Below are 25,534 nucleotides of genomic sequence, written 5' to 3' on the forward strand. Positions count from 1 at the left end.
GTTAGCATGGGAATGAAATGAAACGGAGGTAGGAACGATGGGGATTATTCGGATTTTGGACGAGCATATTGCAAACCAGATTGCTGCCGGTGAGGTGGTGGAGCGGCCTGCCTCCGTTGTGAAGGAGCTGGTTGAGAATGCCATTGATGCCGGGAGCACCAAGATTGACGTAACGGTCGAAGAAGGCGGACTGGACAGCATTCGCGTAACGGATAACGGCGCCGGTATTGATCCGGAGGATTGCGAAACGGCTTTTTACCGCCACGCAACGAGCAAAATCGTCGAAGGCCGCGATCTGTTCCAAATCACCAGCCTTGGATTCAGGGGCGAAGCCTTGCCATCCATTGCGGCCGTATCCAAGGTACGTCTGGTTACATCCAATGCTCAGGATGGCCGCGGACGGGTGATCGAAATCGAAGGCGGTCATCTGCGGGTGAACGAAGAGACGGCCGCACCCAGAGGAACGGATTTCCTCGTAAAGGAATTGTTCTTCAATACGCCGGCAAGGCTGAAATATATGAAAACGATCCAAACGGAGCTGGGGCACATATCCGACTATATGTATCGTCTGGCCCTTTCCCGGCCGGATATTGCCTTTACGCTCAGGCACAATGGAAACTCGCTGCTGCAGACGCTGGGCAACGGCGATGCCCTTCAGGTCATTGCGGCCATATACGGTACCCAATCGGCCAAAGCCATGCTGCCGTTTGAAGCGGAGAATATGGATTATACGTTAAGCGGATATATCAGCCGCCCGGATTATACCCGGGCAAACCGTAACGGCATGTCGCTCATCATTAATGGGAGGTACATCCGGAACTACGGCTTAATGCAGGCGATATTGAGAGGTTATCATACGCTGCTGCCGATCAACCGGTTTCCGCTTGTTGTTATTCAGTTGTCCATGCACCCCTCGTTGATCGACGTGAATGTGCATCCATCCAAGCTGGAGGTGCGGTTTAGTAAAGAGCAGGAGCTGTTTGCTTTTGTGGAGGAAGAGATTCGAAAGGTGCTGCAGCAGGAAATCCTTATTCCACGTCCGGCCAAACAAAATATTGGCAAAAGCGACAACGCCTATATCCAGGAACAGCTGCAATTTTCTCCTGCGCAAGGCCATGCCTCGGCGACCGGCAGCGGCAATGAACGGGATATCGTGATCCCAGGAAGCGGCGGCGAGCCTCCAACTGGTGGAAACATGCCTCTCAAGGTGCCGTCTGCGTCGACATGGCCTGTGGGGCAGATCTTCACCCAGGCAGAGTCGGATATCAAGCGCACTTATGGGGACGGAGCAGCAGGTACAGCTGCCACCTCGCAAATGCGTGAAACGGCAGCAGCTTCTTCTTACCGCAGTGATTACCGCAATGAGACCAGAGGGAATGCCGGAATTCCTGCCGTAACGAAGGAGTGGCTGCAGGCGGCCTCAGGACCGGCTCCCGAGATTCCGCCTTTTCCGGAGCTAACGCTCATCGGCCAGCATCACGGTACCTATCTCATAGCGCAGAATGATACCGGGCTGTACCTGATTGATCAGCATGCCGCGCATGAGCGGATTAACTACGAGTATTACTACGAACAGTTTGGCAACCCGGCAGATGCATCCCAGGAGCTGCTGCTGCCGATTACGCTGGAATTCACGCCATCGGAATCGGAGAAGGTGAAGGAACGGCTGCACTGGTTTGAGAAGGTTGGCGTTTATATGGAGTTTTTTGGCGGCCATACCTTCCTGGTTCGTTCTCATCCGTTCTGGTTCCCTAAGGGCGACGAGAAGGCCATTATCGAGGAGATGGCGGAATGGGTGCTGAGCGAACGAAATATTGATATCGCCAAGCTGAGAGAAACTTCGTCGATCATGTGTTCCTGCAAGGCTTCCATTAAAGCCAATCAGAAGCTGACGGAGCAGGAGGCGATGACGCTGATTCAGCGTTTAGGCGCCTGCCGGCAGCCATACACATGTCCGCATGGACGACCGATTGTGGTTTCGTTTTCAGCTTATGATTTGGAAAAAATGTTTAAGCGCGTGATGTAACAGCAAGGAGGACCTTCATGATTATTACAACTGGAGAAGCGGAAGCGCCGGACATTGTGGAGCGCGCGAAACGTTTAGCCCAGGAAACCGGCTGCCGTTATGTTCAGCGCGGCGGTCATTCATTGCGAAAATTAGCCCGCAGGTACGGAGATGACGACGTGCTGGTCGTACTGAACGGACATGTACGTCTAAGCGGACCGGGCGGCTCAGTCATGGAATTTCATCCCAGTATGGGGTTTGTCCGATTGAAACGCGTGCTGAGCGGAAAACCCGATCCCATGCTGGAGGCTTCCGGAATGGAGGAAGGAGATTCCGTACTGGATTGTACGGCGGGGCTTGGAGCCGACTCCCTGGTATTCTCGGGCAAGGGCGGGGCGAACAGCCGAGTCACTGCCCTGGAAAGCTCGCTGCCCTTGTATGCGCTGCTAAAAGAAGGGCTCCGGACCTATGAAAGCCATCTGGAGGCCAGTGATCAGGCGATGAGGCGAATCGAAGTCAGGCACAGCCATCACCTGGATTATTTGAAGTCGCTGGCGGACCGGAGCGTAGACATTGTTTATTTTGATCCGATGTTCCGTGAACCGATCGCCGAATCGGCTTCCATCCATCCTCTGAGACATTATGCAAATGGGGAGCCGCTGGAAATGGAAAGTGTGAGAGAAGCGGTCAGGGTCGCGCGCAAAACCGTCGTGATGAAGGAAGCGCGATCCAGCGGAGAGTTTGAGCGGCTTGGCTTTACTTTGCCTGAACGGGGAAAATCGAAAATAACGTACGGAGTGATTTCCATTGACAGATGAAACCAAACCGAAACTGCTCGTTCTCATCGGGCCTACAGCAGTAGGTAAAACCAAAATGAGCATTGAAATTGCGAAGGAATTCGCATGTGAGATTATTTCCGGCGATTCGATGCAAGTATACCGGGGCATGGATATCGGAACGGCCAAAATTTCCGCTGAGGAAATGGAAGGCGTTCCCCACCATCTCATTGACATTCACGAGCCCGATCACCCCTATTCGGTAGCCGAATTTCAGGAGCAGAGCCAAAGGCTTATTACGGAGATCACGGAGCGGGGCAAGCTTCCGTTCATTGTTGGCGGAACCGGGCTTTACGTGGAGTCGGTGTGCTACGGCTATCAGTTCAGCGAGACCGGTGCGGATGAAGTTTTTCGGGAAGAGCAGTTCCGCTATGCCAATGAACATGGAGCCGAGGCTCTTCATCAAAAATTGGCAGAGGTTGATCCTGAAACGGCCGAGCGGCTTCACCCTAATGACCTACGTCGGGTCGTTCGTGCTTTGGAAGTATTTCATATGACCGGTGTCCCACTTTCGGCCCAGCTGGCGCCTCAAACCAAGCAATCTCCCTATGACTTATGCTTGGTCGGTTTGACAATGGACAGGCAAATGCTATATAACCGTATTGAAGAGCGAATTGATCTTATGCTGAGCCAGGGGCTTGTTGATGAGGTAGCGGCGCTCATGGACAAAGGGTTCGCTCCGGGGCTTGTATCCATGCAAGGGCTGGGTTACAAAGAAATCGTATCGTACCTTAGCGGGGAGTTCAGCTACGAGGAGGCCGTCGTGCTGCTCAAGCGCGATACACGCCGGTTCGCTAAGCGGCAGCTATCTTGGTTTCGCCATATGAAGGACATCGAGTGGGTAGACGTCACCGACTCGGGAAATTTTTCTGCAAACTATCAAAAAATCCGTGCTATAATAGCAGGAAAGTTTCACTGAAATCTTGAATATATTTCAAAACAATCTAAATGAACCATTGGGGGTACGGCTAATGAACAAGTCCATTAACATCCAAGACACGTTCTTGAACCAACTGCGCAAAGAGAACATTCCGGCCACGGTATACCTTACAAACGGCTTTCAGATCCGTGGAACGATCAAAGCTTTTGACAATTTTACCATCGTGATTGACAGCGACGGCCGTCAGCAAATGGTGTACAAGCATGCTATCTCCACGTTCATGCCGCAGCGTAATGTGTCCCTGATGCAGGAAAACAGCAGCGATCAATAGATTTTAGAATGGATTTATAAAGAGCAGAATCATACCGTCAACTGATTAATTTGAAACTTTTTGGTTTATATTTCGTTTAGCTTATAAGGAGTGCAGAGAGCAACCTGAGAAGGTTGTTCTTTTCTTTCCGAGGCATGACTCAAAGTCAGAAGGCTTGATCCCGCAAGGGAGTAAGGAGGGGGACAAATGGCTGGAAAAGATAATCAGATGTCACGGTTGAACAAAAACAAAGACAACTCGAAGACATCGAAAACCACGAAACCGAATGCGAAGAAGAAAAAAGGCAAAGGAAAGCGAATTGCATGGGCGTTGTTTTTCACGGCCGTCATTGCGATCTTCTGTGCGCTTGCAGGTTATTTGTTCATCTTGATCAGCGGCGAAAAGCTGCTGGAGCAGAATCAGGATAAGCTGACCGCTTACGGTACTTCCAAGGTATATGACCGTAATGGCACGCTGATGGGCGAACTGTCCCTCCAGAAGAGTGATCCTGTGAAGTATGAGGATATTCCGGAGAAATTGATACAAGCATTCATTGCAACAGAAGATAAACGGTTCATGGAGCACAACGGCGTGGACATGTGGTCGATCGGCCGCGCAGCGGTAAAGGATATCATGGCCCGTTCCATGGTCGAAGGCGGAAGTACGATCACGCAGCAGCTGGCGAAGAATATATTCCTGACAAGGGATAAAACATTCTTCCGGAAGGCTACTGAAATGTCGATCGCGCTGGCGCTTGAGCGTCAGCACAGCAAACAGGAAATTATTGAGATGTATTTGAACCGGATTAACTTCGGGGGACCTTATTACGGCATCAAAGCCGCATCCGAGCGTTATTTCGGCAAGTCGGATTTGAATGATTTGAAGTTATGGGAAATGGCGACACTAGCGGCAATGCCGAAAGGGCCATCCCGCTATAATCCGCTGAAGAATCCCGACCTTTCCAAAGAGCGTCGTGCGGTTGTCTTGACCTTGATGGAACAGCAGGGGTATATCACGGCCGAAGAGGCAGCGGAAGCCAAGAAAGTGGACTATGCTTATACACCGCCAGAAAGACAGCAGAAGTATACAGCGTTTATCGATTATGTAATGGAAGAAGCCGAAGAAAAATGGGGCCTCACCGAGGACGATGTCAACATTGGCGGATATCAGATTTACACAACGATGGACGTGAATGCCCAGACGGCAATGGAAGAAGAGTTCAAGAATCCGGAAAACTTTGAAGAAAGTCCAGACGACGTGCCGGTGGAAGGTTCTATGGTCATCATTAACCAGGAAACCGGCGGTATCGTAGCCATGTCCGGTGGACGGGAATATACGCGAGGCGGGTTCAGCCGGGCTACCGACAGCCGTCGTCAGCCGGGATCCGCCTTGAAGCCGATTGTATCGTATGCACCGGCGCTGGAATCCGGAAAGTTTACGAAGGACTCCAGATTGAGTAATAAAAAGCAATGTTTTGGCACCAATTATTGCCCAAATAACCTGCACGGATATTCGGAAACGATTGGTATGCCGGAAGCGATTCAGCGTTCCGAGAACATTCCGGCCGTATGGCTGTTGAACCAAATCGGCGTAAAAACCGGATTTGAGTTCGCTCAGAGTCTCGGCATCAAGATGACCGAAGGCGATGCGAACTTATCCCTGGCCCTCGGCGGCATGGATACCGGTACGAACACATTCGAGATGGCACAAGCCTTCAGCGCCTTTGCCAATGGCGGAGAATTCAAAGAGGCTTTTGCGATCAAACAGATTAAAGATAGCAAAGGCAAGGTTGTGTTTGAGAATAAAGGCAGCAAAGGGAAGCGCGTGATGAGCGCTTCGACGGCTTCGCAAATGACAGACATGATGAAGCGTGTCGTAGAGGACGGAACGGGTAGAAATGCTCGGATCAGCCGTCCGGTAGCCGGTAAGACTGGAACCACGCAGAGCGGCTATAAGGGCGTCAGCTCAAACCGCGACGTATGGTTTGTCGGATATACGCCGGAGTTAACGGCAGCGGTATGGATGGGTTATGATACCCCTGACCGGCAGCATCTGCTGAAACGAAGCAGTTCGATCTCCGCTTCCTTATGGGGCAAAGTGATGGAGAAGGCGGTTCAGGGCTATGAAGCGAAGAGCTTCCCGAATACCGAGCCGGTTCAGCCGCCTGTAGAAGAAACGACATTAGCCGCAGTCAGCGGTTTGACAGGTTCCTATAATGGGGAGACTCAGACCGTATCACTGAGCTGGAATCCGGTTCAGGGCAACATTCAATACCGCGTGTACCGTAAGGAAACGTCGGAATCGGAATACTCCCGCATTCTCGATTCCTTGGGAGGAACCGCTATAGAGGATATGAGTGCGATGGAAGGATTGACTTACGATTATTACGTGACGGCCTTCGATCCATCAACCGGCGAAGAGTCGGAACCTTCGAACATTTTGCAAATCGTGGCCGTTTCCGAGGAATTGCCGCCTGAGGATCTTGAACCCGATCCGGGGGACACCCAGGAACCGCCTCCGGTTGATGAAGGTGACAACGGAGCAGGAAACGAGTTTCCTCCTGGGAATGGCAACGGGAACGGAAATGGCAACGGTAATGGCGAGCCAGGCAATGGGAATGGTGAAGGCCCAGGCAACGGTAACGGTAACGGTAATGGTAATGGTAATGGTAATGGTAATGGAACGAACCCTCCTGAGGATGGAAACGGAGCCGGGAATGGCCAAGATGGTCAAGATCCTGGCAATGGATCTGATGGCTCAGGAGATGGATCTAGCAATGGTGACACAGGCACTGGAGGAACCGACACCGATTCGGGCAATATTCCTACGGTACCGGGCACCATTGTGGATCCGTCGGATCCGGTTGACGGATCTGACGAGTTCCAAGACAGCCCATAATGAACTTGAGAGCCTCCGCATGATTGCGGAGGCTTCTTTGTTTTGAGTGTGAAACCCAAATGTGGTAAGCTGGGAATACGAATGGGGAGGAAAAGTTCCATGAAACGTAAATTCGGAGATCGGGCGAATTGGCGCCGTATCACCCGCCGGCACTTCACTTCCCGGTATGTGGAATGTGAGCAATTTACAGGGTATCTCACGTTATATACCATATATGGCCTGAAAGAACCGTTGTGGAAGACGTATGGCCGTCATACCTACCGAATCGCGGACAAAGGCTATTCATGGCTGCAGTATTATCCGAAGGACAGCCATTTCATCGTGACAGCCATGTTTGATGACAAACGAAATATTGTTCAATGGTATATCGATATTTGCAAGAAACAAGGGGTAACGGATCAGGGTGTCCCTTGGTTTGACGATCTGTATTTGGACGTTGTGGTTGTCAAGAATGGTGAAGTGTTCTTGCTGGATGAAGATGAGCTTGAGGATGCCCTAGGGCGGAATGACATTACCCGGGATGATTACAGGCTTGCCAAGGTGACTGCACGGAATCTGCTTCGGGCCATCGACGCGCATGAATTCCCTTACTTTATGATGTCTCTGAAGCACCGCGACCAGTTATTTCATAACGGAGAGTTCAGGAGGAAGAAATAATGCGTCAGGAAATACATAAGCGTTTGCCACAAGCAGGCACTAAGAAGAGAGCATGGTATCGGCGAGGGATGATTACCTTGCTCTCTCTCGTTGTTCTTGGATTGCTATGGTCAGGTTATGCATATTGGAAGATCGAAAGCGCCGTCAGCAGTCCGTCGGAGAAGGCGGATGTCGGCATCATCTTGGGCGCTTCCATGTGGGGAGATCAGCCAAGTCCGGGGCTTCGGGAACGGCTTGAGCATGCACTGGTTGAATACCATGCAGGCCGTTTTGATACCTTTATCGTTTCAGGCGGCCTCGATAAGCCCGGATATCCATATACCGAAGCCGAAGGGATGAGAAATTTCTTGGTCGAAGCGGGCGTACCCGGGGAACGGATCTTCCTGGAGAACGAAGCTACGAGCACTTATGAGAATTTGCTCTTCAGCCAAGCGATGATGGAGGAGCATGGGTGGAACACCGCCATTATAATAACCCATGACTATCACGGGACGAGGGCGATGGAGGTTGCAAGAACCCTTGGTTACGATCATCCTTCTATGTCGCTAACGGAATCTACCGTTTTGCCGATGGCCAAACACAAGTCTAGAGAAGTGCTGGCTTATACGAAATGGACGGCCGATCGGCTGTTGATCGCCATGGGTGTCCTATGAGGACGAAACTTCTAATAAGCAGGCTGTAAATAGAATACATTGGAATAGATAGTCAGCCCTTTGGATAAAGAGGTGAGGAGCAATGAACGGGCGTGTAACGGCCGCTAACGGCCGATCTGAAGGACGGCCATCCAGGCAGATTAATGTCGTGCTCCGCAGCGCGGAACCTCCACTCATCAGCAGTGCGGTTCCGGAACGCGAACCGGCCCCTTCGCCAAACCCTGTTTCCCAGCACAGTCTATTCCAGGAAATACAGAAAGAGCTGGATCAACTGGTAGGTCTCGAACAAATCAAGGACCTGGTATTTGAAATCTATGCTTTGCTTCAAGTGGCCCAGATGCGTACGGAAGCAGGCTTATTAAGTGGCGGTCATGTGTACCATATGATTTTTAAAGGAAACCCCGGAACTGGGAAAACCACCGTCGCCCGTATCGTGGCAAAGCTGTTTCAGAAGATGGGCGTGCTTAATAAGGGTCACCTGGTCGAAGTGGAACGGGCAGATCTCGTAGGTGAATATATCGGTCACACGGCACAGAAGACCAGAGAATTGGTCAAAAAAGCGCTCGGAGGAATTCTGTTCATCGACGAGGCTTACAGTTTGGCGCGCGGCGGTGAGAAGGATTTTGGCAAGGAAGCGATCGATACACTGGTCAAGGCGATGGAGGATCATAAAAATCAGTTCATTCTTATTTTGGCAGGCTACAGCGATGAGATTGATTTTTTTATGGATTCGAATCCCGGCCTGTATTCCCGTTTTCCGATCCAGATGGACTTCCCGGATTACAATTTGGATCAATTGATCCAGATCTCGGAGCTGATGGCGAAGGAGAGGGATTATATCTTGATGCCGCAGTCGCTGAGCAAGCTGAAGGAACACCTGCAGTTGGAGAAGGATCACGGACTACACGCCTTCAGTAATGCGCGTTACGTACGGAATGTTATCGAGAAATCGATAAGGAATCAATCGGTTCGACTGCTGAATCAGTACGTAACCGGAAATCCCGGTAAGCTGGAGCTTATGACCCTGCGGCCGGAGGACTTTAAGTTAAACGGAAAAATACAATGATTTTAAGCTTGTCTTCGAACATAATGAAGGGGTAACGCTGCTTTCTTTGGATCATAATGTTTATTGCAGGCAGCAGCGGTTAGTTAAATTAGGAGACGTAATGTTAGAAGGAGTTGGCTATATGACAAATATAACGCATGATACCCGGACAGAGATCGAAGATAAAGCCGTTTTGGTCAGTTTGGTGACGGATGCGGTTAAACGCTCAGGAATGAATCCGGAACACTCGCTGCAGGAGTTGGTTCAGCTAGCTGAAACCGCTGGAGTGGAGGTGCTGGATGTCATTACACAGAATCGCGAAGTTCCGGATTCCAAGTGGTTCATCGGCAAAGGGAAGGTTGAAGAGCTGCGTATGGCGATTGATGGCTTGGGTGCAACAACGGCCATTTTTGATCAGGAATTATCCGGCGCGCAAGTTCGAAATCTGGAAGAATCACTCGATGTGAAAATAATCGACCGCACTCAATTGATACTGGATATTTTCGCTCAGCGAGCGAAGACCCGTGAGGGGATTATCCAGGTGGAGTTAGCTCAGCTTACTTATTTGCTCCCTCGGTTGTCGGGTCATGGTAAGAATCTGTCCAGGCTCGGAGCGGGGATCGGGACCCGCGGACCAGGGGAAAGCAAGCTCGAAACCGACCGCAGGCATATCCGGGACAGAATCAGCGACCTGAAGCGGCAGTTGGATGAAGTCACCCGGCATCGGACGCTTCATCGGGAGCGCCGGAAGAAGAGCGGTGCCGTACAGGTTGCCCTGGTCGGGTATACCAATGCCGGCAAGTCAACATTGCTGAACCGGTTAACGGCCGCAGACGTTTATATCGAAAATCAATTGTTTGCTACGCTGGATCCCACGTCGCGTGTGTTGGAGCTGCCGAGCGGCAAAGAAGTTGTCCTTACGGATACCGTAGGATTTATACAGAACCTTCCTCATGATCTGGTAGCGGCGTTCCGTGCGACGCTGGAAGAAGCCAACGAAGCCGATCTGATTCTTCATGTCGTAGATGCTTCTTCCCCTATGCGGGACGAACAGATGGCAGTCGTTCAATCCATACTTCAGGATTTGGGGGCGGCAGATAAACCGCAGATCGTTCTGTTTAACAAGAAGGACGCATGTGAACCGGATCAGCTGGAGATGCTGCCTACCGGGGATGGTCAATTAAAGATTAGTGCGTATCATGATCAGGATTTGGAAATAGTTCGTGAAGCGATTCAGGACCAGCTGTCCGGAGGGAACGTGACGTTCCGGATTCCGGCTGACCGCGGCGATCTGAACTCGGTTGTATACCGAGTCGGAGATGTGCTGGAGCAGTCTTTTGATGAGAATGATATCCTCTATGAAGTTCGAATCAATAAAGCCGATTATGAGAAAATGGGTTATTTGCTTCATGATTACGTTCAGAATGGATCTTAGGCATCAATAGGAATCGTCGTATAAGCCCCTCTATGGGGCTTATATTGCGTGCTCAGGGTGTCCTTCCATTGCAGAGTTCTATGAAATAAAAATATGTGTTAAGATGTGAGACATCATGTGTAAAAGAGGAGAGAGCAGTTGGTCATGGCAAGATTTTCGCAAGATATACTTGAATTGAGCAGTGAGATTGAATCCAAAATCGGGCAACGTTTACGGGAGATCGACGCTATCGTTGATTTTAATCAGTGGAAGGTGATCGATGCTTTCCAGAAGTTTCAGGTGAGTGATTTTCATTTTGCGGCTTCCACCGGGTATGCATACAATGATCGCGGCCGCGAAGTGCTGGATGAAGTCTACGCAGACGTATTTGGAGCCGAATCTGCCCTGGTGAGGCCGCATTTTGCTTCGGGTACCCATACGATCTCAACCGCACTGTTTGGTGTGTTAAGGCCAGGAGATGAGCTGTTGTATATTTCGGGGCGTCCCTATGACACCCTCCATAAAGTGATTGGCGAACCCGGCGACGGCACCGGGTCCCTTCGAGATTTCGGAATCGGTTATCAGGAGGTTGCGCTAACAGAACAAGGGGATATTGATTGGGAGCGGGTAGAGAGGGCAATCACGCCTTCAACCAAGGTTATCGGTATCCAGCGTTCCCGTGGATATGATTGGCGATCTTCGTTCACGGTTTCCCAGATTGGTGACATGGTCAGCCGGATCCGGTCCATCCGTCAGGATTTGATTATTTTTGTTGATAACTGTTACGGCGAGTTTACGGAGCGATTGGAACCGACGGAGGTTGGCGTCGATTTGATGGCGGGTTCTCTTATCAAAAACCCTGGCGGCGGCATTGCCGAAACCGGCGGCTACATATGCGGTAAAGCCGCCTATGTGGATAAGGCAGCCTATCGGCTGACCGCTCCCGGAATCGGACGAGAAGTGGGGGCGATGCTGGGAACGACCCGAGGCATCTATCAGGGATTATTCCTGGCACCATCCACGGTTGGACAAGCGGTCAAGGGCAGCGTTTATGCTGCCGCGATGTTTGAGGCGGTAGGGTTCACAACCAAGCCGGGCTGGCAGGATGAACGGACCGATTTGATCCAGGCCGTATCGTTTACAGGAGCGGATCATCTAATCGCTTTTGTTCAAGGGATTCAGCGGGCTGCGGCAGTCGACAGTCATGTGGTGCCTGAGCCTTGGGATATGCCTGGATACGAACATCCCGTCATCATGGCGGCAGGTAGTTTCATCCAGGGAGGAAGCCTTGAATTATCAGCGGACGCCCCGATCCGATCTCCTTATATCGGTTATATGCAAGGCGGCTTGACCTACTCTCATGTTAAATATGGTGTGCTTATGGCCCTCCAAAGCATGAAAGATCGTAAATTGTTGTGAGTTATCCTTACATGCGGTTGACGTGGTTGATCAGGAAATGTACAATAGGATCAGAATAGACCACTTGGAAGGTTGATGAGATATGGGTGATGAGATTCGGAGGAATATGGCGTTATTTCCGATAGGCATTGTTATGAAGCTTACGGATCTATCTGCCAGACAAATTCGCTATTATGAGCAGCATAACTTAATTGTCCCAGCCCGAACGTCGGGCAACCAACGCCTGTTTTCCTTCAATGATGTGGAGCGACTGCTAGAGATTAAGGCTTTGATAGAAAAAGGTGTTAATATCGCCGGCATTAAGCAAGTAATGAACCCAGTCACAAAAGAGTCTGAAGAGGCTACCGTCATTACTCCTGATACCGAGAACAGACGCCGTGAGATGTCGGAGTCCCAGTTGCGACGTTTGCTGAAGCAGGAATTGATTACCGCTAAAAGACCGGGTCAGGTTTCATTGATTCAAGGGGAATTATCCCGGTTTTTTAATAAATAAGGATTGCCATGCTGTAATTCTTCATTAAACTAGTTTTTTATTTAAAAAGGAGAGGATAAAGTGAGTTATACCAGAGAGGACATTCTACGCATTGCCAAAGAAGAAAATGTTCGATTTATCCGCTTGCAATTTACAGATTTGCTTGGAACAATTAAAAACGTTGAAATTCCGTTAAGCCAGCTGCCTAAAGCGCTTGATAATAAAATGATGTTCGACGGTTCGTCCATCGAAGGTTATGTACGTATCGAAGAATCCGATATGTACCTGTACCCGGACCTGGATACCTTCATGATCTTCCCTTGGGTATCCGAGGATCGCGTTGCTCGTCTGATCTGTGATATCTACATGCCTGACGGCACCCCATTTGCGGGAGATCCGCGCGGCATTTTGAAGAGAGCATTGAAGGAAGCTGAAGAGATGGGCTTCACTTCCATGAATGTCGGTCCGGAACCGGAATTCTTCCTGTTCAAAACCGATGAAAAAGGCAACCCGACCATGGAGCTCAATGACCAAGGCGGATACTTTGACCTCGCGCCTACGGATCTTGGCGAGAACTGCCGCCGTGATATCGTATTGACGCTGGAAGAGATGGGCTTTGAAATCGAAGCTTCTCACCATGAGGTTGCTCCCGGCCAGCACGAAATCGACTTCAAATATGCAGATGCGATCAAAGCGGCTGACCAGATTCAAACGTTTAAATTGGTTGTTAAGACGATCGCTCGTCAGCATGGATTGATTGCTACCTTTATGCCAAAACCACTCTTTGGCGTAAACGGCTCCGGCATGCACTGTAACCAATCGCTCTTCAAAGGCGGCGAGAACGCGTTTGTTGACGAGAGTGATGAGCTTGGCTTGAGCGTAACGGCTCGTAACTATATGGCGGGTATTCTTAAGCATGCACGCGCGTTTGCTGCGATTACGAACCCAACGGTGAACTCGTACAAGCGTCTCGTGCCTGGTTACGAAGCACCTTGCTACGTAGCATGGTCTGCAAGTAACCGCAGCCCGATGATTCGTATCCCTGCATCCCGTGGCCTCAGCACGCGTATCGAAGTGCGTAACCCGGATCCAGCGGCGAACCCGTATCTGGCTCTGGCTGTCATGCTGAAAGCAGGTTTGGACGGCGTTAAGCGCGAGCTGTCGCTCCCGGCTCCAATTGACCGTAACATCTATGTGATGACGGAAGAAGAGCGCATTGAGGAAGGCATCCCTAGCTTGCCGGCAAACCTGAAAGAAGCTCTTAACGAATTGATCCGCAGCGAAGTCATTTCCGATGCACTCGGAGATCATGCGCTGGCTCACTTCTATGAACTGAAAGAAATCGAGTGGGATATGTATAGAACACAAGTTCACCAATGGGAACGCGATCAGTACATTACCATGTATTAATAGAGGAATCCCTCGCGCCGTAAGGCGTGAGGGTTTTTTTGTTTTTCCAATGAAATTGATCCAACAGGGCTTATGGCATATTAGCCGGCTTTCAAATAAAATTAGTGAGTAGGTGAAAAGCTGGTAAGTGGAACAACGAAGGAGGCTCGTAAATGGCAGCTCTAAGCGACCGCGAAGAGAAAGGAACTCGGGCAGCGTTCGCGTTTATATCTCGTATTGCTGGCGAGGATGAAGGATGCCAGATTAATTTTAAGTTCTTTCAAGCTAACCGAATCATTTATGATTTGAATTTTGGGTGGACCAATATGACAATAAGGAACTTTATTTCGGTAACTGCTGAATTTCCGCTTGAGTATTTAAATGGTTTTAAATTAGACGGCTTATTTATGTCTTTTGAAAAACATTTATACCATCTGAGCTGGGAACAGATGGATCGAAAAGGAATATATCAGTTGCGTTTTTACGGGTCTGAACAGGATTTTCAGTTAACGGCCGACAAAGAATCCATTCGAAGATTCGGTTCTCAATTTAAACAGGCCTGGGAAGAGGCTCCGTTAGTTTCATAGCAATGGCAATAGGTTTTGGTTTATGGTTTTGTAGAACCGTTCATGGAATGCAGCTAATACAGAATCGCCCTCCATAAAAGGGAAGATTCTTTTTTTATTTTTCGAAAAAAGGGAACCTTTGCTCACTTCCATGACTCTAATTAGACGAGGTGAATCGGTTGGAGCTGGAATACTTGAAGCAGATGACGGTGATGGACACACAGACACTGGATAAAATCATGAACTTATACGGAAATGATATCTGGAATTACGCTTATTTTCTGACCAAACAGCAAGCACTGGCTGACGATATTGCTCAAGAGGTGTTTATTAAAGCTTATTTTGGCATACATACCTTTCGCGGTCGGGCGACGCTAAAAACGTGGCTGCTTACAATTACAAGACATACCGCGTTTCGATATAAACAAACTTTTTTCTTTCGGAAGGTGACCCTCAAGGACAAGCTGCTCACAGATGCCTCAAGCCGGTCGGCGGAAGTAGAGTATTTGGATGGGCAGTATACCAATGAAATATGGGCCATGATTATGACCTTACCCAGGAAGTTCAGGGAGGTGTTGATCCTGGATCTTTACTATGAGATGTCAATAAATCAGATTGCGGAGTTCCTTAACCTAGCGGCGGGTACCGTAAAATCAAGACTGTATCGGGCAAGGAAAAAAGTACAGAACCTGTTGAAGGAGAATGGCGATGAATGAGGATAAACCAGACTGGTACAACCGGGCTAAAAAAGCTCCCTTTTCAGATGAAAAGTTCACATCCGAAATGAAAAAAAACGTGCATAGGTCCGTGATTTTCACCGACAGCAAGCCTAAACGTCGGAAGCACTTACAAGTTGGATTTGCTGGAGGGTTAATGCTTCTGACTATTTTAATTGCCTTTCAATTGCCTTTTGGCAGAGAGGAACAACAGAGAGCAGGGACTTTACTTCCTGGTACGGAAGAGACGATCCGAGCACAAGGCTTAACAGATAGGGGAAGGTTGAGTGTGGTTGCTGTAGAAAAGGAAAAAATAACGACATTGGGAGCACCGAGCTGCTTCGGCCTCGAAACCGACCTGTCGTTTACCGGAAACTACAGCGTACGATATCTTTCTCATGGCGTTACGGGTGAAGTCTCCACGCTGGAGGACATTACTTTTATTCAACCCACCTCTGCAGCAGTCGATATGATTCGTTTGCCGTTTCAGGATGCTGATGTATTTATACTTGCACCGCAATATAGGGATTGCCATGGGATAGAAATCTACGCATTCGCCGTTGATCATGAAACGGGGCATGCAGTGCAGCTCCGGTTCCAGGAAGAAATGATGGTATCCGACACTTCCTATTACAGACCAGGCACGATTCCTATGGTGAAAGATAATAAGCTTGTTCTAGAGTCCACGGAGGGGCCTGGCGGAGAAGGTTCATCAGACTCTAAACTCACGCGAACGTATCGGCTGGATCTTAGGCAAAATGCTATGGTACTAGTCCAAGACAATACAATGATACCCCCTGCGAGTTAAATAAAACAAGTAAAGAGGTTACCATCCAATTAAGGGAGGTAACCTCTTATATTCATAGATATATGAAATTAGTGGACGTCCCTGAAGAGTCCGATTACTTTACCGAGAATCGTAACATGGTTCAGGCGGAGTGGCTCGTAGGTAGGATTCTCCGGTTGCAATCGTACATGATCCTTCTCCTTGTAGAAGGTCTTTACCGTTGCTTCGTCTTCTTCGGTCATCGCTACAACAATGTCGCCATTGTCTGCAGTTTGCTGCTGGCGAACAATGACATAGTCGCCGCTGTGAATGCCAGCTTCGATCATACTGTCACCGACTACCGACAACATGAACACCTTATCGTCGCCTACATAATGCTGCGGGAGCGGAAAATAATCCTCAATGTTCTCCATGGCTGTAATAGGAACACCTGCAGTGACTTTACCGACAACAGGCACTCTGGCAATGGTGTGGGTAAACAGGTTCGCGCTATCGGACTCTTCTTGGCCAAGAAGCTCGATGGCTCTTGGTTTCGTAGGGTCACGGCGAATGAGGCCTTTCTTCTCCAGACGGTCTAGATGTCCATGGACCGTTGAACTGGAGGCTAGTCCGACAGCCTCGCCGATTTCCCGGACAGAAGGCGGGTAACCCTTGCTACGAACTTCGTTGCGGATAAACTCTAAGATCGCCAGCTGGCGGCTGGATATTTTCGACATGCCGTATCAACCCCATTTAGTAACGTTTGGGAAAATTATAACATAGAACTTCCGTTCGTACAAACATAAGTTCTAAATAAAAATAGAACAAATGTTCTTTTGGGTATTGAATCAAACAAGTGTTCGTGTTAATATAAATTCATAAGAGAACACTTGTTTGGGAGATGATGATTCCATGTTGAAATACAGTACATACCGCAGCATTTATGAGAACGTTCCAGTGCAAACGAAGAATTCCTCGGAGACTTGGAGCAATCAATTGAAGTCCAGAATGGCATCCATTCCATTTATAAAACTTTTATTCATCCTCTTGATCGTAGCTTCATTTTGGACAGGAGCATATTCCGTTTTTGCCGGGGGGATGGACAAGCCCACTGGGGAGAAGCAGGTTATTGTTCAATATGGTGATAGTTTGTGGCGAATTGCTTCCCTTCATAAACCGGCAGATATGGATACGAGAGTCTATCTGGATAGCATCCGAAGAATTAACGGATTGAAAGGTCCGGATATTCAGGCCGGAGAGGTGTTGTCTTTACCGGTCTGGTAATTGGACGACGCTAAGAGCAAACCTTTCCTTATATATGTCCCTACTTCTCGCTTTATATTTCTAAGCTTGCCTAACGAAGTGATTTCACGCAGTATAAGCGTGTTTATAATAGACGGCTATTGATTTCTTAACATAGAGGAACCCATTTATGGCATCATATGTTCATATTTGTTCTTAATAAGAGTTTGCAAGGGTGCTGTTGCCTTGACAAGCTCTTTTTCACATGTTTAAGTTATACATGATATCGGAATTGGAGGAGAAGTCATGGACATCGATACTTTGGTTGAACGCATCAATGTACTAGCAAGAAAACAGAAGAGTGAGGGATTGACCGCGGAAGAGCTCAAAGAACGGGCTGAGCTTCGGGAAATATACCTTAATAATATTCGCAGTAATTTTAGACAACAGCTGGAAACGATCGAATGGGTTGATGAAAATGAACAAAAAGGCGGCCCGCGATTAAAGCATTAGCCGATCAACTGTCGCATGGATCTACAACAGTGGATTTCTGACCAGATAGATGGATAGAATTATAATACTTGGGGTGCCGATTATTCGTGGAATCGAATACGGTTACCCCAAGTTTATATATGGATTGGTAATATTTTGAAATTGAGTTCAGGGGGAACTATATGTCACGATCATGGGAAAGAAAAGTCAACAAAAATATGTCACAGCTGAACAAGCAGCGTAAAAAGCAGGGACTGACCTCATACCAAGGCTCTGCCGTCAATGATAAGCATGACGTGTTTAAGGGGCGTAAGTATGTTCTTCCGTTAGTACTCGTTGCACTGGCTGGTTTGTATGCGCTTCTCGGAACGGCGACATCCCAGGCAGCCGGCGGAAGCAATGACGTGTTGAATTGGGTTGGTGTCAGCTTGTATATCCTGTTAGCGCTCATGATTTTCCTGCGCAAACCTTATTTGAAGATTGAGCGTGCTTCCGTTTCCACGATGAAGTTCAATAGGGAACGTCGTTTGGCTGTATCGGATATCGAGAAGATCAAATTGGCTTCGGGTTCCGTCGTGATCCAAGGCAAGGGGAAAGCAGGCAACTGGGTATTCTCGCGTATGATGAATCTTTATGATACAAAAGCGATGGGCGAAAGATTGGAAGAGTTCGCAAAGACTCATCAAATTCCAGTGGAGCATAATTAACATATAGAATAGATCACAGTGTATATATGAGGAGTGGGAGAGAAATGCCGATAGCTGCGGTTTTGTTTGATTTGGACGATACGTTATTGTGGGATGAACGTAGTGTGGAGGAAGCGTTTGAAGTGACATGCCAGGCAGGAGCGGACGAGACCGGCGTAGATGCCCAATCACTTTTGGCCGCAGTACGGGAAGAAGCGAGAGCATTATATGAATCATATGATACCTTTGCTTTTACCAAAATGATCGGAATTAACCCTTTTGAAGGCTTGTGGGCTAATTTTACGGCTGGTTCGCAGCCTGAATTCAGAAAGCTGCAGGAGCTGGCACCCGTATACCGCAAGGAATCATGGCGACGCGGACTTCTGCGCCTGGGCGTTGATAATGAACGATTGGCCGAGACGCTGGCTGCCCAATTCGCTGCTGAACGCAGAACAAGACCATACGTATATGAAGAAACGTTTGAAGTTTTGAAGGAATTGCAGGGGAATGTGAAGCTGCTGCTTCTTACGAACGGAAGTCCGGATCTGCAGCAGGAGAAGCTGGACGGTGTTCCGGAACTGGTTCCTTACTTTGATCATATCATCATCTCCGGTGATTTTGGCAAAGGGAAGCCGGATGTTTCCATCTTCCAGCATGCACTTGACTTGTTAGGTGTCGAGGCGGATCAGGCCGTGATGGTGGGAGATAAGCTGACCACAGACATTAAAGGCGGAAATGCGGCTGGACTGCATACGGTTTGGATCAATCGGGTAAACCGACCTCATGATCCGTCCATTCAACCGAAGTTTGAGATTAAACATTTATCGGAGCTTCATGCCATCGTGGCATCTTTATAGACCATACAATTAAGAGCTAAGCCCGAATAATTGATACGCTAAACGTACATAGGAACAGCCCTAACAGCAGATTCAGCGGTTATGGGCTGTTTTTTTGTTGGTTATACGATCTGAATTCAACCTTGCCCCTTGGCTATGATAAACGTCACACAATTGTAAGCTGCATGAGATAGAAGTAAAAGAATTATGCGATATAATGGATTAGGAAACTTACGTCGTTTGGAAATGACCATTACGTGAATGAACCATACATAGCCCTATTTTGTAAAAGAGGTGTAGAGCATGACCAGAAAAAAGATGGCCCTAATTGCAGCCATGGTGCTGATGGCGGTTGCGCTTGCTGCATGTAATGACAGCAAGGCGGAATCCGGAGATGATGTGATGTCGGAACCGATCATCGTTGAGCTGTCTCTGACGCCGGAGAGCATTAAGGCTGGCGAGAAGGTGTTGATCGAAGCGAAGGTGACGCAAGCCGGCAGCCCGGTGGAAGATGCGAACGATGTGGAATTTGAAGTCACGCTGGAAGGCGGAGGCGTTCAGGCGAAGGTCCCGGTCAAGCATGATCAAGGCGGGGTTTACAAAATGGAGAAAACCTTCGATGAGGCTGGAACCTATCGTATCGTTTCACATGTCACGGCGAGAGGACAGCATTCTATGCCGCTAAAGGAACTGAAGGTAACGGAGTAACGTTTCGCTAATACATAAGGCAGCGCATGATCCGCAAGTGGATGGATGCGCTGCCTTATTCCATTTTCCTATTCAATCTGCCCTCAGGCTTATTGGAACTGAGGATCTTCTACCGGTGTAGCAACCCAGCCGTTCTCTTCAATGAAAAGACGAACTGCGATGATCTGCTTGTTCTCCATCAATGTGAAGAAGTGAGGCGTATTTTCCGGTACGGAAATGACATCGCCTGGCTCAAGCTCTACATTAAAGTAACCGACATCGTCGGAGCCCTTAATAATGAAGATTCCTTTACCGCCGACAATCGCACGGATTTCGTCTTCCGAGTGGGTGTGAACCTCTTCGAATTTTTTCAGCAGGTCCTCTATATTGGGCGTGGACTCGGAAAGTGTGATGACATCCCAAATTTTGTAGCCGCGTCTTGCAGCCAAGTCGCGAATTTCTTCATCAAAGATGTCCAAAATGCGCTTCTTATCGTCATCACTAAGCTTGAAATTTTCTTGAAGCGCTGCCGGGAGTTTTTCCATATTCCAGTGCTCGTAAACAACCTCTTGGTTATTCAGGAATTCCCGAACATTTTCTTCTCCAGTAATGCGTTCGTTCGTGTTGCGAATCACAATCTCTGCCATAGCTTTAACCCTCTTTCTCCCGTTGGATTAATATGTATTATAGCCCCCCTCACAGCATTTGTCATCTGAAAATGTGGATTTGTACCCATTGCTGCGCAATATTTCAGCTTTTCTATTGAAAAATATTCTGCTACACTAAGATTTAACGTTTTCGGGGGAGGTTTACGAGTTGAACAAGCCTAGCTTACAAGAAGTACTTAAAGAACGAATATTAATTCTTGATGGTGCCATGGGCACGATGATCCAGCAGGAGGACCTCTCAGCTGAAGATTTTGGCGGTCCGGACCTTGATGGCTGTAATGAAATGCTGGTCATTCATCGGCCGGATGTCATTCAGAAAATACATGAACAATATCTTGAAGCAGGTGCCGACCTGATTGAAACCAATACGTTTGGCGCAACCTCGGTTGTGCTTGCTGAATATGATATACCTGAACTTGCCCGGGAAATCAACTTGAAAGCGGCTCATTTGGCCCGTGCAGCTGTTGAAAAATATTCCACGCCGGACAGCCCGCGCTATGTGGTAGGAGCGATGGGTCCGACAACCAAGACGCTATCGGTTACCGGCGGTGTGACCTTTGCCGAATTGATTGAGAGCTACGAGGAGCAAGCCGTTGCCTTGATTGAAGGCGGAGTTGATGCGCTTTTGCTCGAAACATCGCAGGATACATTAAACGTGAAAGCCGGGAGCATTGGGATTCGCCAAGCGTTTGATAAAACGGGCGTCACGCTTCCAATCATGATATCCGGTACGATTGAACCGATGGGAACGACGCTGGCCGGACAAAATATAGAGGCATTCTACATTTCTTTGGAACATCTGAATCCCGTATCCATTGGCCTTAACTGTGCAACGGGCCCGGAATTCATGCGAGACCATATTCGCTCCTTATCCGAAATGTCGAGAAGTGCCATTAGCTGTTATCCTAACGCAGGTCTCCCAGACGAGAACGGGCAGTACCACGAATCCCCTGAATCGTTGGCTCAAAAGATGGGGGCTTTTGCTGAAAAAGGCTGGCTTAACATCGCCGGCGGATGCTGTGGGACCACACCCGACCATATTCGCGCTTTAAAACAAACGATGGATGGCTTCTCCCCACGACCGCTGGATGGTGGACATTTGCCGGCATTATCCGGTATCGAGCCGGTTTATATCGAGCAGGAAAACCGACCGTATATGGTGGGGGAGAGAACGAATGTTCTGGGTTCCAGGAAGTTTAAACGATTAATTGTAGAAGGTAAATATGAGGAAGCCTCCGAGATCGCACGTGCACAGGTCAAGAATGGGGCACATGTCATTGATGTTTGCGTACAGGACCCGGATCGTGAAGAATCGGAAGATATGATTAAGTTTCTGGAGCTAGTAGTTAAAAAGGTTAAAGTGCCGCTCATGATTGATACCACCGATCCGGCCGTTATTGACCTGGCGCTGCAATATTCGCAAGGGAAGGCGATTATTAACTCCATTAACCTTGAAGACGGTGAAGAGAAGTTTGAGCATGTGATCCCGTTGGTGCATAAATACGGTGCCGCGGTTGTTGTAGGAACCATTGATGAGACCGGTCAGGCGATCCATCGTGACGACAAGCTGAAGGTAGCCCAGCGTTCTTATGATCTGTTGGTGAACAAATATGGCGTTTCGCCTGAGGACATTATTTTCGACACACTTGTATTCCCGGTAGGTACGGGGGACGAACAATATATCGGATCAGCGAAGGAAACGATTGAAGGCATCCGCATCATAAAAGAAGCCATGCCAAAAGTGCATACGATCCTCGGCATCAGTAACGTTTCCTTTGGATTGCCGGAAGCGGGCCGCGAAGTCTTGAACTCCGTGTATCTGTACGAGTGCACCAAAGCGGGATTGGATTACGCAATCGTGAATACCGAGAAGCTGGAGCGTTATGCCTCAATCCCGGAAGAAGAGCGCCGACTGGCAGAGGATTTGATTTACCGCACCAACGATGAGACGTTGGCTGCTTTTGTGGCGGCATTCCGGGATAAAAAGGTAGAGAAGAAGGAGAAGGTATCCAATCTGACACTCGAGGAGCGACTTGCATCCTATGTAGTGGAAGGTTCCAAGGAAGGCCTCATTCCGGATTTAGATGAAGCATTAACCAAATACGGCGCGCTGGAGATCATTAATGGCCCGCTGATGGCCGGGATGACCGAGGTTGGACGCTTGTTTAACAACAACGAACTCATTGTGGCTGAGGTGCTGCAAAGTGCCGAAGTGATGAAAGCCTCCGTGGCGTATCTGGAATCCTTTATGGAGAAAAACGAATCGTCGGTCAAAGGGAAAATCATGCTGGCCACTGTGAAAGGGGACGTGCATGATATCGGTAAAAACCTGGTGGAGATCATCCTGTCCAACAATGGTTATCAAATCATTAATTTGGGTATAAAAGTACCACCGGAGCAAATTATCGAGGCATACCGTCGTGAGCAGCCTGATGCGATCGGGTTGTCCGGTTTGTTGGTCAAATCAGCGCAGCAGATGGTATCCACCGCACAGGATTTGAAAAACGCGGGCATTAGCGTTCCCATTATGGTAGGCGGGGCCGCTCTGACGCGGAAATTCACGAAGACGCGCATTCGCCCCGAGTATGACGGGATGGTGCTCTACGCGAAGGACGCGATGGATGGGCTTGCATTGGCCAACCAGCTGAGCGATCCGGTGCTGCGGACCCAAATGGCGGAAGAGATTAAGGCGGAGCAGGAAGCGGATGCCGCGGCACCTCAGGTAGTAAAAGTAATGCCGAAGCTGTCTGAAGGACTGCGTTCCAAAATATCGACCGATGCTCCCGTCTATATACCGCCGGATATGGAGCGGCATGTGCTCCGGAATTACCCGATTTCGCATATCCTGCCTTATATCAACATGCAGATGCTGTTGGGACATCATTTAGGCCTGAAAGGTTCAGTGGAACAGCTGCTGAAAGCCAATGACCCGAAGGCGGTATCGCTTAAGGAAACCGTTGATGGTATTCTGGAAGAGGCCGTTCAATCGGGGATCATACAGGCGCATGCGATGTACCGTTTCTTCCCGGCACAGTCGAGAGGAAATGATGTTCTCATATACGATCCGAAAGATACAACAAAAGTATTGCATACCTTTACGTTTCCAAGACAGCAGGTTGAGCCGTACCTGTGTTTGGCGGATTTCCTGAAATCCGTAGACAGCGGGGTAATGGATTACGTTGGATTCCTTGTCGTTACTGCCGGACATGGCGTCGGAAAATTGTCCGGGGAATGGAAGGATAAGGGTGACTATTTGCGCTCCCATGCGCTTCAATCCGTCGCACTGGAAACGGCAGAAGCGCTGGCGGAGCGGATTCACCATATGATGCGGGATACGTGGGGATACCCCGATCCGGCTGACATGACGATGAAGCAGCGCTTGGGTGCGAGATACCAAGGCATTCGCGTATCCTTCGGGTATCCGGCCTGTCCGGATCTGGAGGATCAGGAACCGTTATTTAAATTGATGCAGCCAGAAGATATCGGCGTTCATCTTACCGAAGGTTTCATGATGGAACCGGAGGCATCGGTATCCGCCATGGTGTTCAGCCATCCGGAGGCTCATTATTTTAACGTGGATAAAGCTTAACATTTGAATACCGGTACAGCCGGTTTGAAATCCTCCGAATGTTTCGGGGGATTTCTCCGGTTTACAACCGAAAGGGGAGAAGAGGGATGGAACTCTATTTTTTAGGAACAAACGCGGGGGTTCCTACGCTGCAGCGTAACGTGACCTCGATTGCACTGCGTATGCTGGAAGAACGAAGAAGTCTGTGGCTGTTTGATTGTGGAGAAGGCACGCAGCATCAAATATTGAAGTCCCCGCTCAAGCTGTCCAAGCTTGAAAAGGTATTCATTACCCATATGCACGGTGATCATGTATTCGGTTTGCCAGGTTTGCTATCCAGCCGAGGTGCCCAAGGGGTAACTTCACCCCTGACGATATATGGTCCCCCAGGTATTAAGGTTTTCATTGAAACTACGCTGAGCATCAGCCAATCGCGTGTCCCTTATACGATGGAGGTTATTGAGCACACCGGTGGCATATTGTTTGAGGATGATAACTTCCTCGTGGAATCGGCAAAGCTGGATCACAGGGCCGAGAGTTATGGCTACCGGATCGTGGAGAAGGATCTCCCCGGCAGTCTGGACCTGAAACGGTTGGCGGATTATGGACTCAAGCCAGGGCCGCTTTATGGCAAGCTAAAAAGAGGGGAGAGCGTGGAACTCGGCGACGGGCGATGGATTCATGCCTCTGATGTGCTCCTGACACCGAAAAAAGGGAGAGTGGTCACGATTCTCGGGGATACAAGGCCATGCCCTGGAGTGGAGACTCTGGCCAAAGGTGCCGATCTTCTGGTTCATGAAGCCACTTTTATGGAGGATCTGTCGGAACTAGCGCACGAATACTATCACAGTACGGCTAAACAGGCAGCGGAAGCAGCCAAACGGGCTGAAGTACGATCGCTGTTCCTGACCCACTTCAGCTCCCGGTATAAGGATATTGAGCACTTGCAGCCGCTGCTCAAGGAAGCGCAGGAGATTTTTGAAAATACACGCCTGGCAGAGGATTTCGGATTGTACCCAATCCAGCGCAAATCATAAGTAGACAAAGCTGCTATTTACAGGGAAATATCGAGTGATGGAGTGAATTATTTTCCGGGAAAGCGCAGGAAATGACAAACCGGTTTATAATCACTAACGCTTGGACAGTCTTCGATCTCTTTCGACTGATTTGCCGCCGGGCTGCGATACTCGCCATGAACCTTGCAACCGGAAGTAGCCTTCTTTACAATAATACTAACTGGGGTTTCAGCGTGAGCAAACTTCAGCGCAGTGTATGAACCATGGTTATACATATTTATACCGATAATTGAAGATGATTGACATCACGGCG

The 25,534-nt window shown here is 48.9% G+C and carries 24 protein-coding genes; 22 read left to right on the forward strand and 2 right to left on the reverse strand.

Going from position 1 to position 25,534, the window contains the following annotated elements:
* The first annotated feature begins 37 nt into the window (after window positions 1–37).
* The 15 genes from mutL to PAEVO_RS04490 all read left to right on the forward strand — a co-directional run bounded on the left by mutL (window position 38) and on the right by PAEVO_RS04490 (window position 16,068).
* Entirely contained in the window at window positions 38–2,026 is a 1,989-nt protein-coding gene (gene mutL / locus PAEVO_RS04420) for a DNA mismatch repair endonuclease MutL (protein ID WP_100536445.1), read from the forward strand.
* Window positions 2,027–2,043: 17 nt separating this feature from the next.
* The gene (locus PAEVO_RS04425; RefSeq protein WP_100536446.1) at window positions 2,044–2,823 is read left to right on the forward strand and encodes a class I SAM-dependent methyltransferase; all 780 of its coding nucleotides are present in this window, start codon (window positions 2,044–2,046) and stop codon (window positions 2,821–2,823) included.
* Window positions 2,813–3,760, forward strand: coding sequence for a tRNA (adenosine(37)-N6)-dimethylallyltransferase MiaA (miaA, locus tag PAEVO_RS04430; RefSeq protein WP_100536447.1), 948 nt, complete (start codon window positions 2,813–2,815; stop codon window positions 3,758–3,760). The genes PAEVO_RS04425 and miaA overlap by 11 nt, the downstream gene beginning before the upstream one ends.
* 52 nt (window positions 3,761–3,812) lie before the next feature.
* Window positions 3,813–4,052: an RNA chaperone Hfq gene (hfq, locus tag PAEVO_RS04435; RefSeq protein ID WP_100536448.1), complete on the forward strand. Its 240-nt coding sequence runs from the start codon at window positions 3,813–3,815 to the stop codon at window positions 4,050–4,052.
* A gap of 186 nt (window positions 4,053–4,238) precedes the next feature.
* Window positions 4,239–6,929, forward strand: coding sequence for a PBP1A family penicillin-binding protein (locus PAEVO_RS04440; RefSeq protein ID WP_100536449.1), 2,691 nt, complete (start codon window positions 4,239–4,241; stop codon window positions 6,927–6,929).
* A 99-nt stretch (window positions 6,930–7,028) separates the two neighbouring features.
* Window positions 7,029–7,586: a ribonuclease FAU-1 family protein gene (locus PAEVO_RS04445; protein WP_071218240.1), complete on the forward strand. Its 558-nt coding sequence runs from the start codon at window positions 7,029–7,031 to the stop codon at window positions 7,584–7,586.
* On the forward strand, window positions 7,586–8,239 hold the full coding sequence (locus PAEVO_RS04450; RefSeq protein ID WP_100536450.1) for a YdcF family protein: 654 nt from the start codon (window positions 7,586–7,588) through the stop codon (window positions 8,237–8,239). The genes PAEVO_RS04445 and PAEVO_RS04450 overlap by 1 nt, the downstream gene beginning before the upstream one ends.
* A gap of 82 nt (window positions 8,240–8,321) precedes the next feature.
* Window positions 8,322–9,305 carry an AAA family ATPase gene (locus PAEVO_RS04455; protein ID WP_100536451.1) on the forward strand — a complete coding sequence of 328 codons (984 nt, stop codon included), beginning with the start codon at window positions 8,322–8,324 and terminating at the stop codon, window positions 9,303–9,305.
* A gap of 121 nt (window positions 9,306–9,426) precedes the next feature.
* Entirely contained in the window at window positions 9,427–10,719 is a 1,293-nt protein-coding gene (gene hflX / locus PAEVO_RS04460) for a GTPase HflX (protein WP_100536452.1), read from the forward strand.
* A 144-nt stretch (window positions 10,720–10,863) separates the two neighbouring features.
* Window positions 10,864–12,117 (forward strand): methionine gamma-lyase family protein, encoded by a 1,254-nt coding sequence (locus PAEVO_RS04465; RefSeq protein WP_100536453.1) that lies wholly within the window; start codon window positions 10,864–10,866, stop codon window positions 12,115–12,117.
* Between the two features lie 82 nt (window positions 12,118–12,199).
* Window positions 12,200–12,610, forward strand: coding sequence for a MerR family transcriptional regulator (locus PAEVO_RS04470; protein WP_006209652.1), 411 nt, complete (start codon window positions 12,200–12,202; stop codon window positions 12,608–12,610).
* Between the two features lie 60 nt (window positions 12,611–12,670).
* Complete coding sequence (glnA, locus tag PAEVO_RS04475; protein ID WP_100536454.1) at window positions 12,671–13,999, forward strand: type I glutamate--ammonia ligase; 1,329 nt, start codon at window positions 12,671–12,673, stop codon at window positions 13,997–13,999.
* A 152-nt stretch (window positions 14,000–14,151) separates the two neighbouring features.
* Entirely contained in the window at window positions 14,152–14,565 is a 414-nt protein-coding gene (locus PAEVO_RS04480; protein ID WP_100536455.1) for a hypothetical protein, read from the forward strand.
* Between the two features lie 149 nt (window positions 14,566–14,714).
* Complete coding sequence (locus PAEVO_RS04485; RefSeq protein ID WP_243390623.1) at window positions 14,715–15,260, forward strand: RNA polymerase sigma factor; 546 nt, start codon at window positions 14,715–14,717, stop codon at window positions 15,258–15,260.
* The gene (locus tag PAEVO_RS04490; RefSeq protein WP_100536457.1) at window positions 15,253–16,068 is read left to right on the forward strand and encodes a hypothetical protein; all 816 of its coding nucleotides are present in this window, start codon (window positions 15,253–15,255) and stop codon (window positions 16,066–16,068) included. The genes PAEVO_RS04485 and PAEVO_RS04490 overlap by 8 nt, the downstream gene beginning before the upstream one ends.
* Window positions 16,069–16,136: 68 nt before the next feature.
* On the opposite strand, the gene lexA is transcribed toward PAEVO_RS04490, so the two are convergent.
* On the reverse strand, window positions 16,137–16,763 hold the full coding sequence (lexA, locus tag PAEVO_RS04495) for a transcriptional repressor LexA (protein WP_006209658.1): 627 nt from the start codon (window positions 16,761–16,763) through the stop codon (window positions 16,137–16,139).
* A gap of 175 nt (window positions 16,764–16,938) precedes the next feature.
* Between lexA and PAEVO_RS04500 the strand changes: the two genes are divergently transcribed.
* The 5 genes from PAEVO_RS04500 to PAEVO_RS04520 all read left to right on the forward strand — a co-directional run bounded on the left by PAEVO_RS04500 (window position 16,939) and on the right by PAEVO_RS04520 (window position 19,990).
* On the forward strand, window positions 16,939–17,310 hold the full coding sequence (locus tag PAEVO_RS04500; RefSeq protein WP_100539319.1) for a LysM peptidoglycan-binding domain-containing protein: 372 nt from the start codon (window positions 16,939–16,941) through the stop codon (window positions 17,308–17,310).
* A 264-nt stretch (window positions 17,311–17,574) separates the two neighbouring features.
* The gene (locus PAEVO_RS04505; protein ID WP_100536458.1) at window positions 17,575–17,781 is read left to right on the forward strand and encodes a DUF896 domain-containing protein; all 207 of its coding nucleotides are present in this window, start codon (window positions 17,575–17,577) and stop codon (window positions 17,779–17,781) included.
* Window positions 17,782–17,942: 161 nt separating this feature from the next.
* Complete coding sequence (locus PAEVO_RS04510; protein WP_071218230.1) at window positions 17,943–18,467, forward strand: hypothetical protein; 525 nt, start codon at window positions 17,943–17,945, stop codon at window positions 18,465–18,467.
* 44 nt (window positions 18,468–18,511) lie between these two features.
* Window positions 18,512–19,303: an HAD family hydrolase gene (locus tag PAEVO_RS04515; protein ID WP_100536459.1), complete on the forward strand. Its 792-nt coding sequence runs from the start codon at window positions 18,512–18,514 to the stop codon at window positions 19,301–19,303.
* 282 nt (window positions 19,304–19,585) lie between these two features.
* On the forward strand, window positions 19,586–19,990 hold the full coding sequence (locus tag PAEVO_RS04520) for a FixH family protein (protein ID WP_100536460.1): 405 nt from the start codon (window positions 19,586–19,588) through the stop codon (window positions 19,988–19,990).
* A gap of 89 nt (window positions 19,991–20,079) precedes the next feature.
* Here the strand turns inward: PAEVO_RS04520 and PAEVO_RS04525 are convergent, their stop codons facing one another.
* Window positions 20,080–20,616 carry a cupin domain-containing protein gene (locus PAEVO_RS04525; RefSeq protein WP_071218227.1) on the reverse strand — a complete coding sequence of 179 codons (537 nt, stop codon included), beginning with the start codon at window positions 20,614–20,616 and terminating at the stop codon, window positions 20,080–20,082.
* A gap of 169 nt (window positions 20,617–20,785) precedes the next feature.
* Between PAEVO_RS04525 and metH the strand changes: the two genes are divergently transcribed.
* Together metH and rnz are read left to right on the forward strand one after the other, a co-directional pair.
* Window positions 20,786–24,226 (forward strand): methionine synthase, encoded by a 3,441-nt coding sequence (gene metH / locus PAEVO_RS04530; RefSeq protein WP_100536461.1) that lies wholly within the window; start codon window positions 20,786–20,788, stop codon window positions 24,224–24,226.
* Between the two features lie 86 nt (window positions 24,227–24,312).
* Window positions 24,313–25,242, forward strand: coding sequence for a ribonuclease Z (gene rnz / locus PAEVO_RS04535; RefSeq protein WP_100536462.1), 930 nt, complete (start codon window positions 24,313–24,315; stop codon window positions 25,240–25,242).
* Window positions 25,243–25,534: the final 292 nt, after the last annotated feature.

The organism is Paenibacillus sp. GM2FR, from assembly GCF_002803325.1.
Taxonomy (GTDB): domain Bacteria; phylum Bacillota; class Bacilli; order Paenibacillales; family Paenibacillaceae; genus Paenibacillus_AQ; species Paenibacillus_AQ lautus.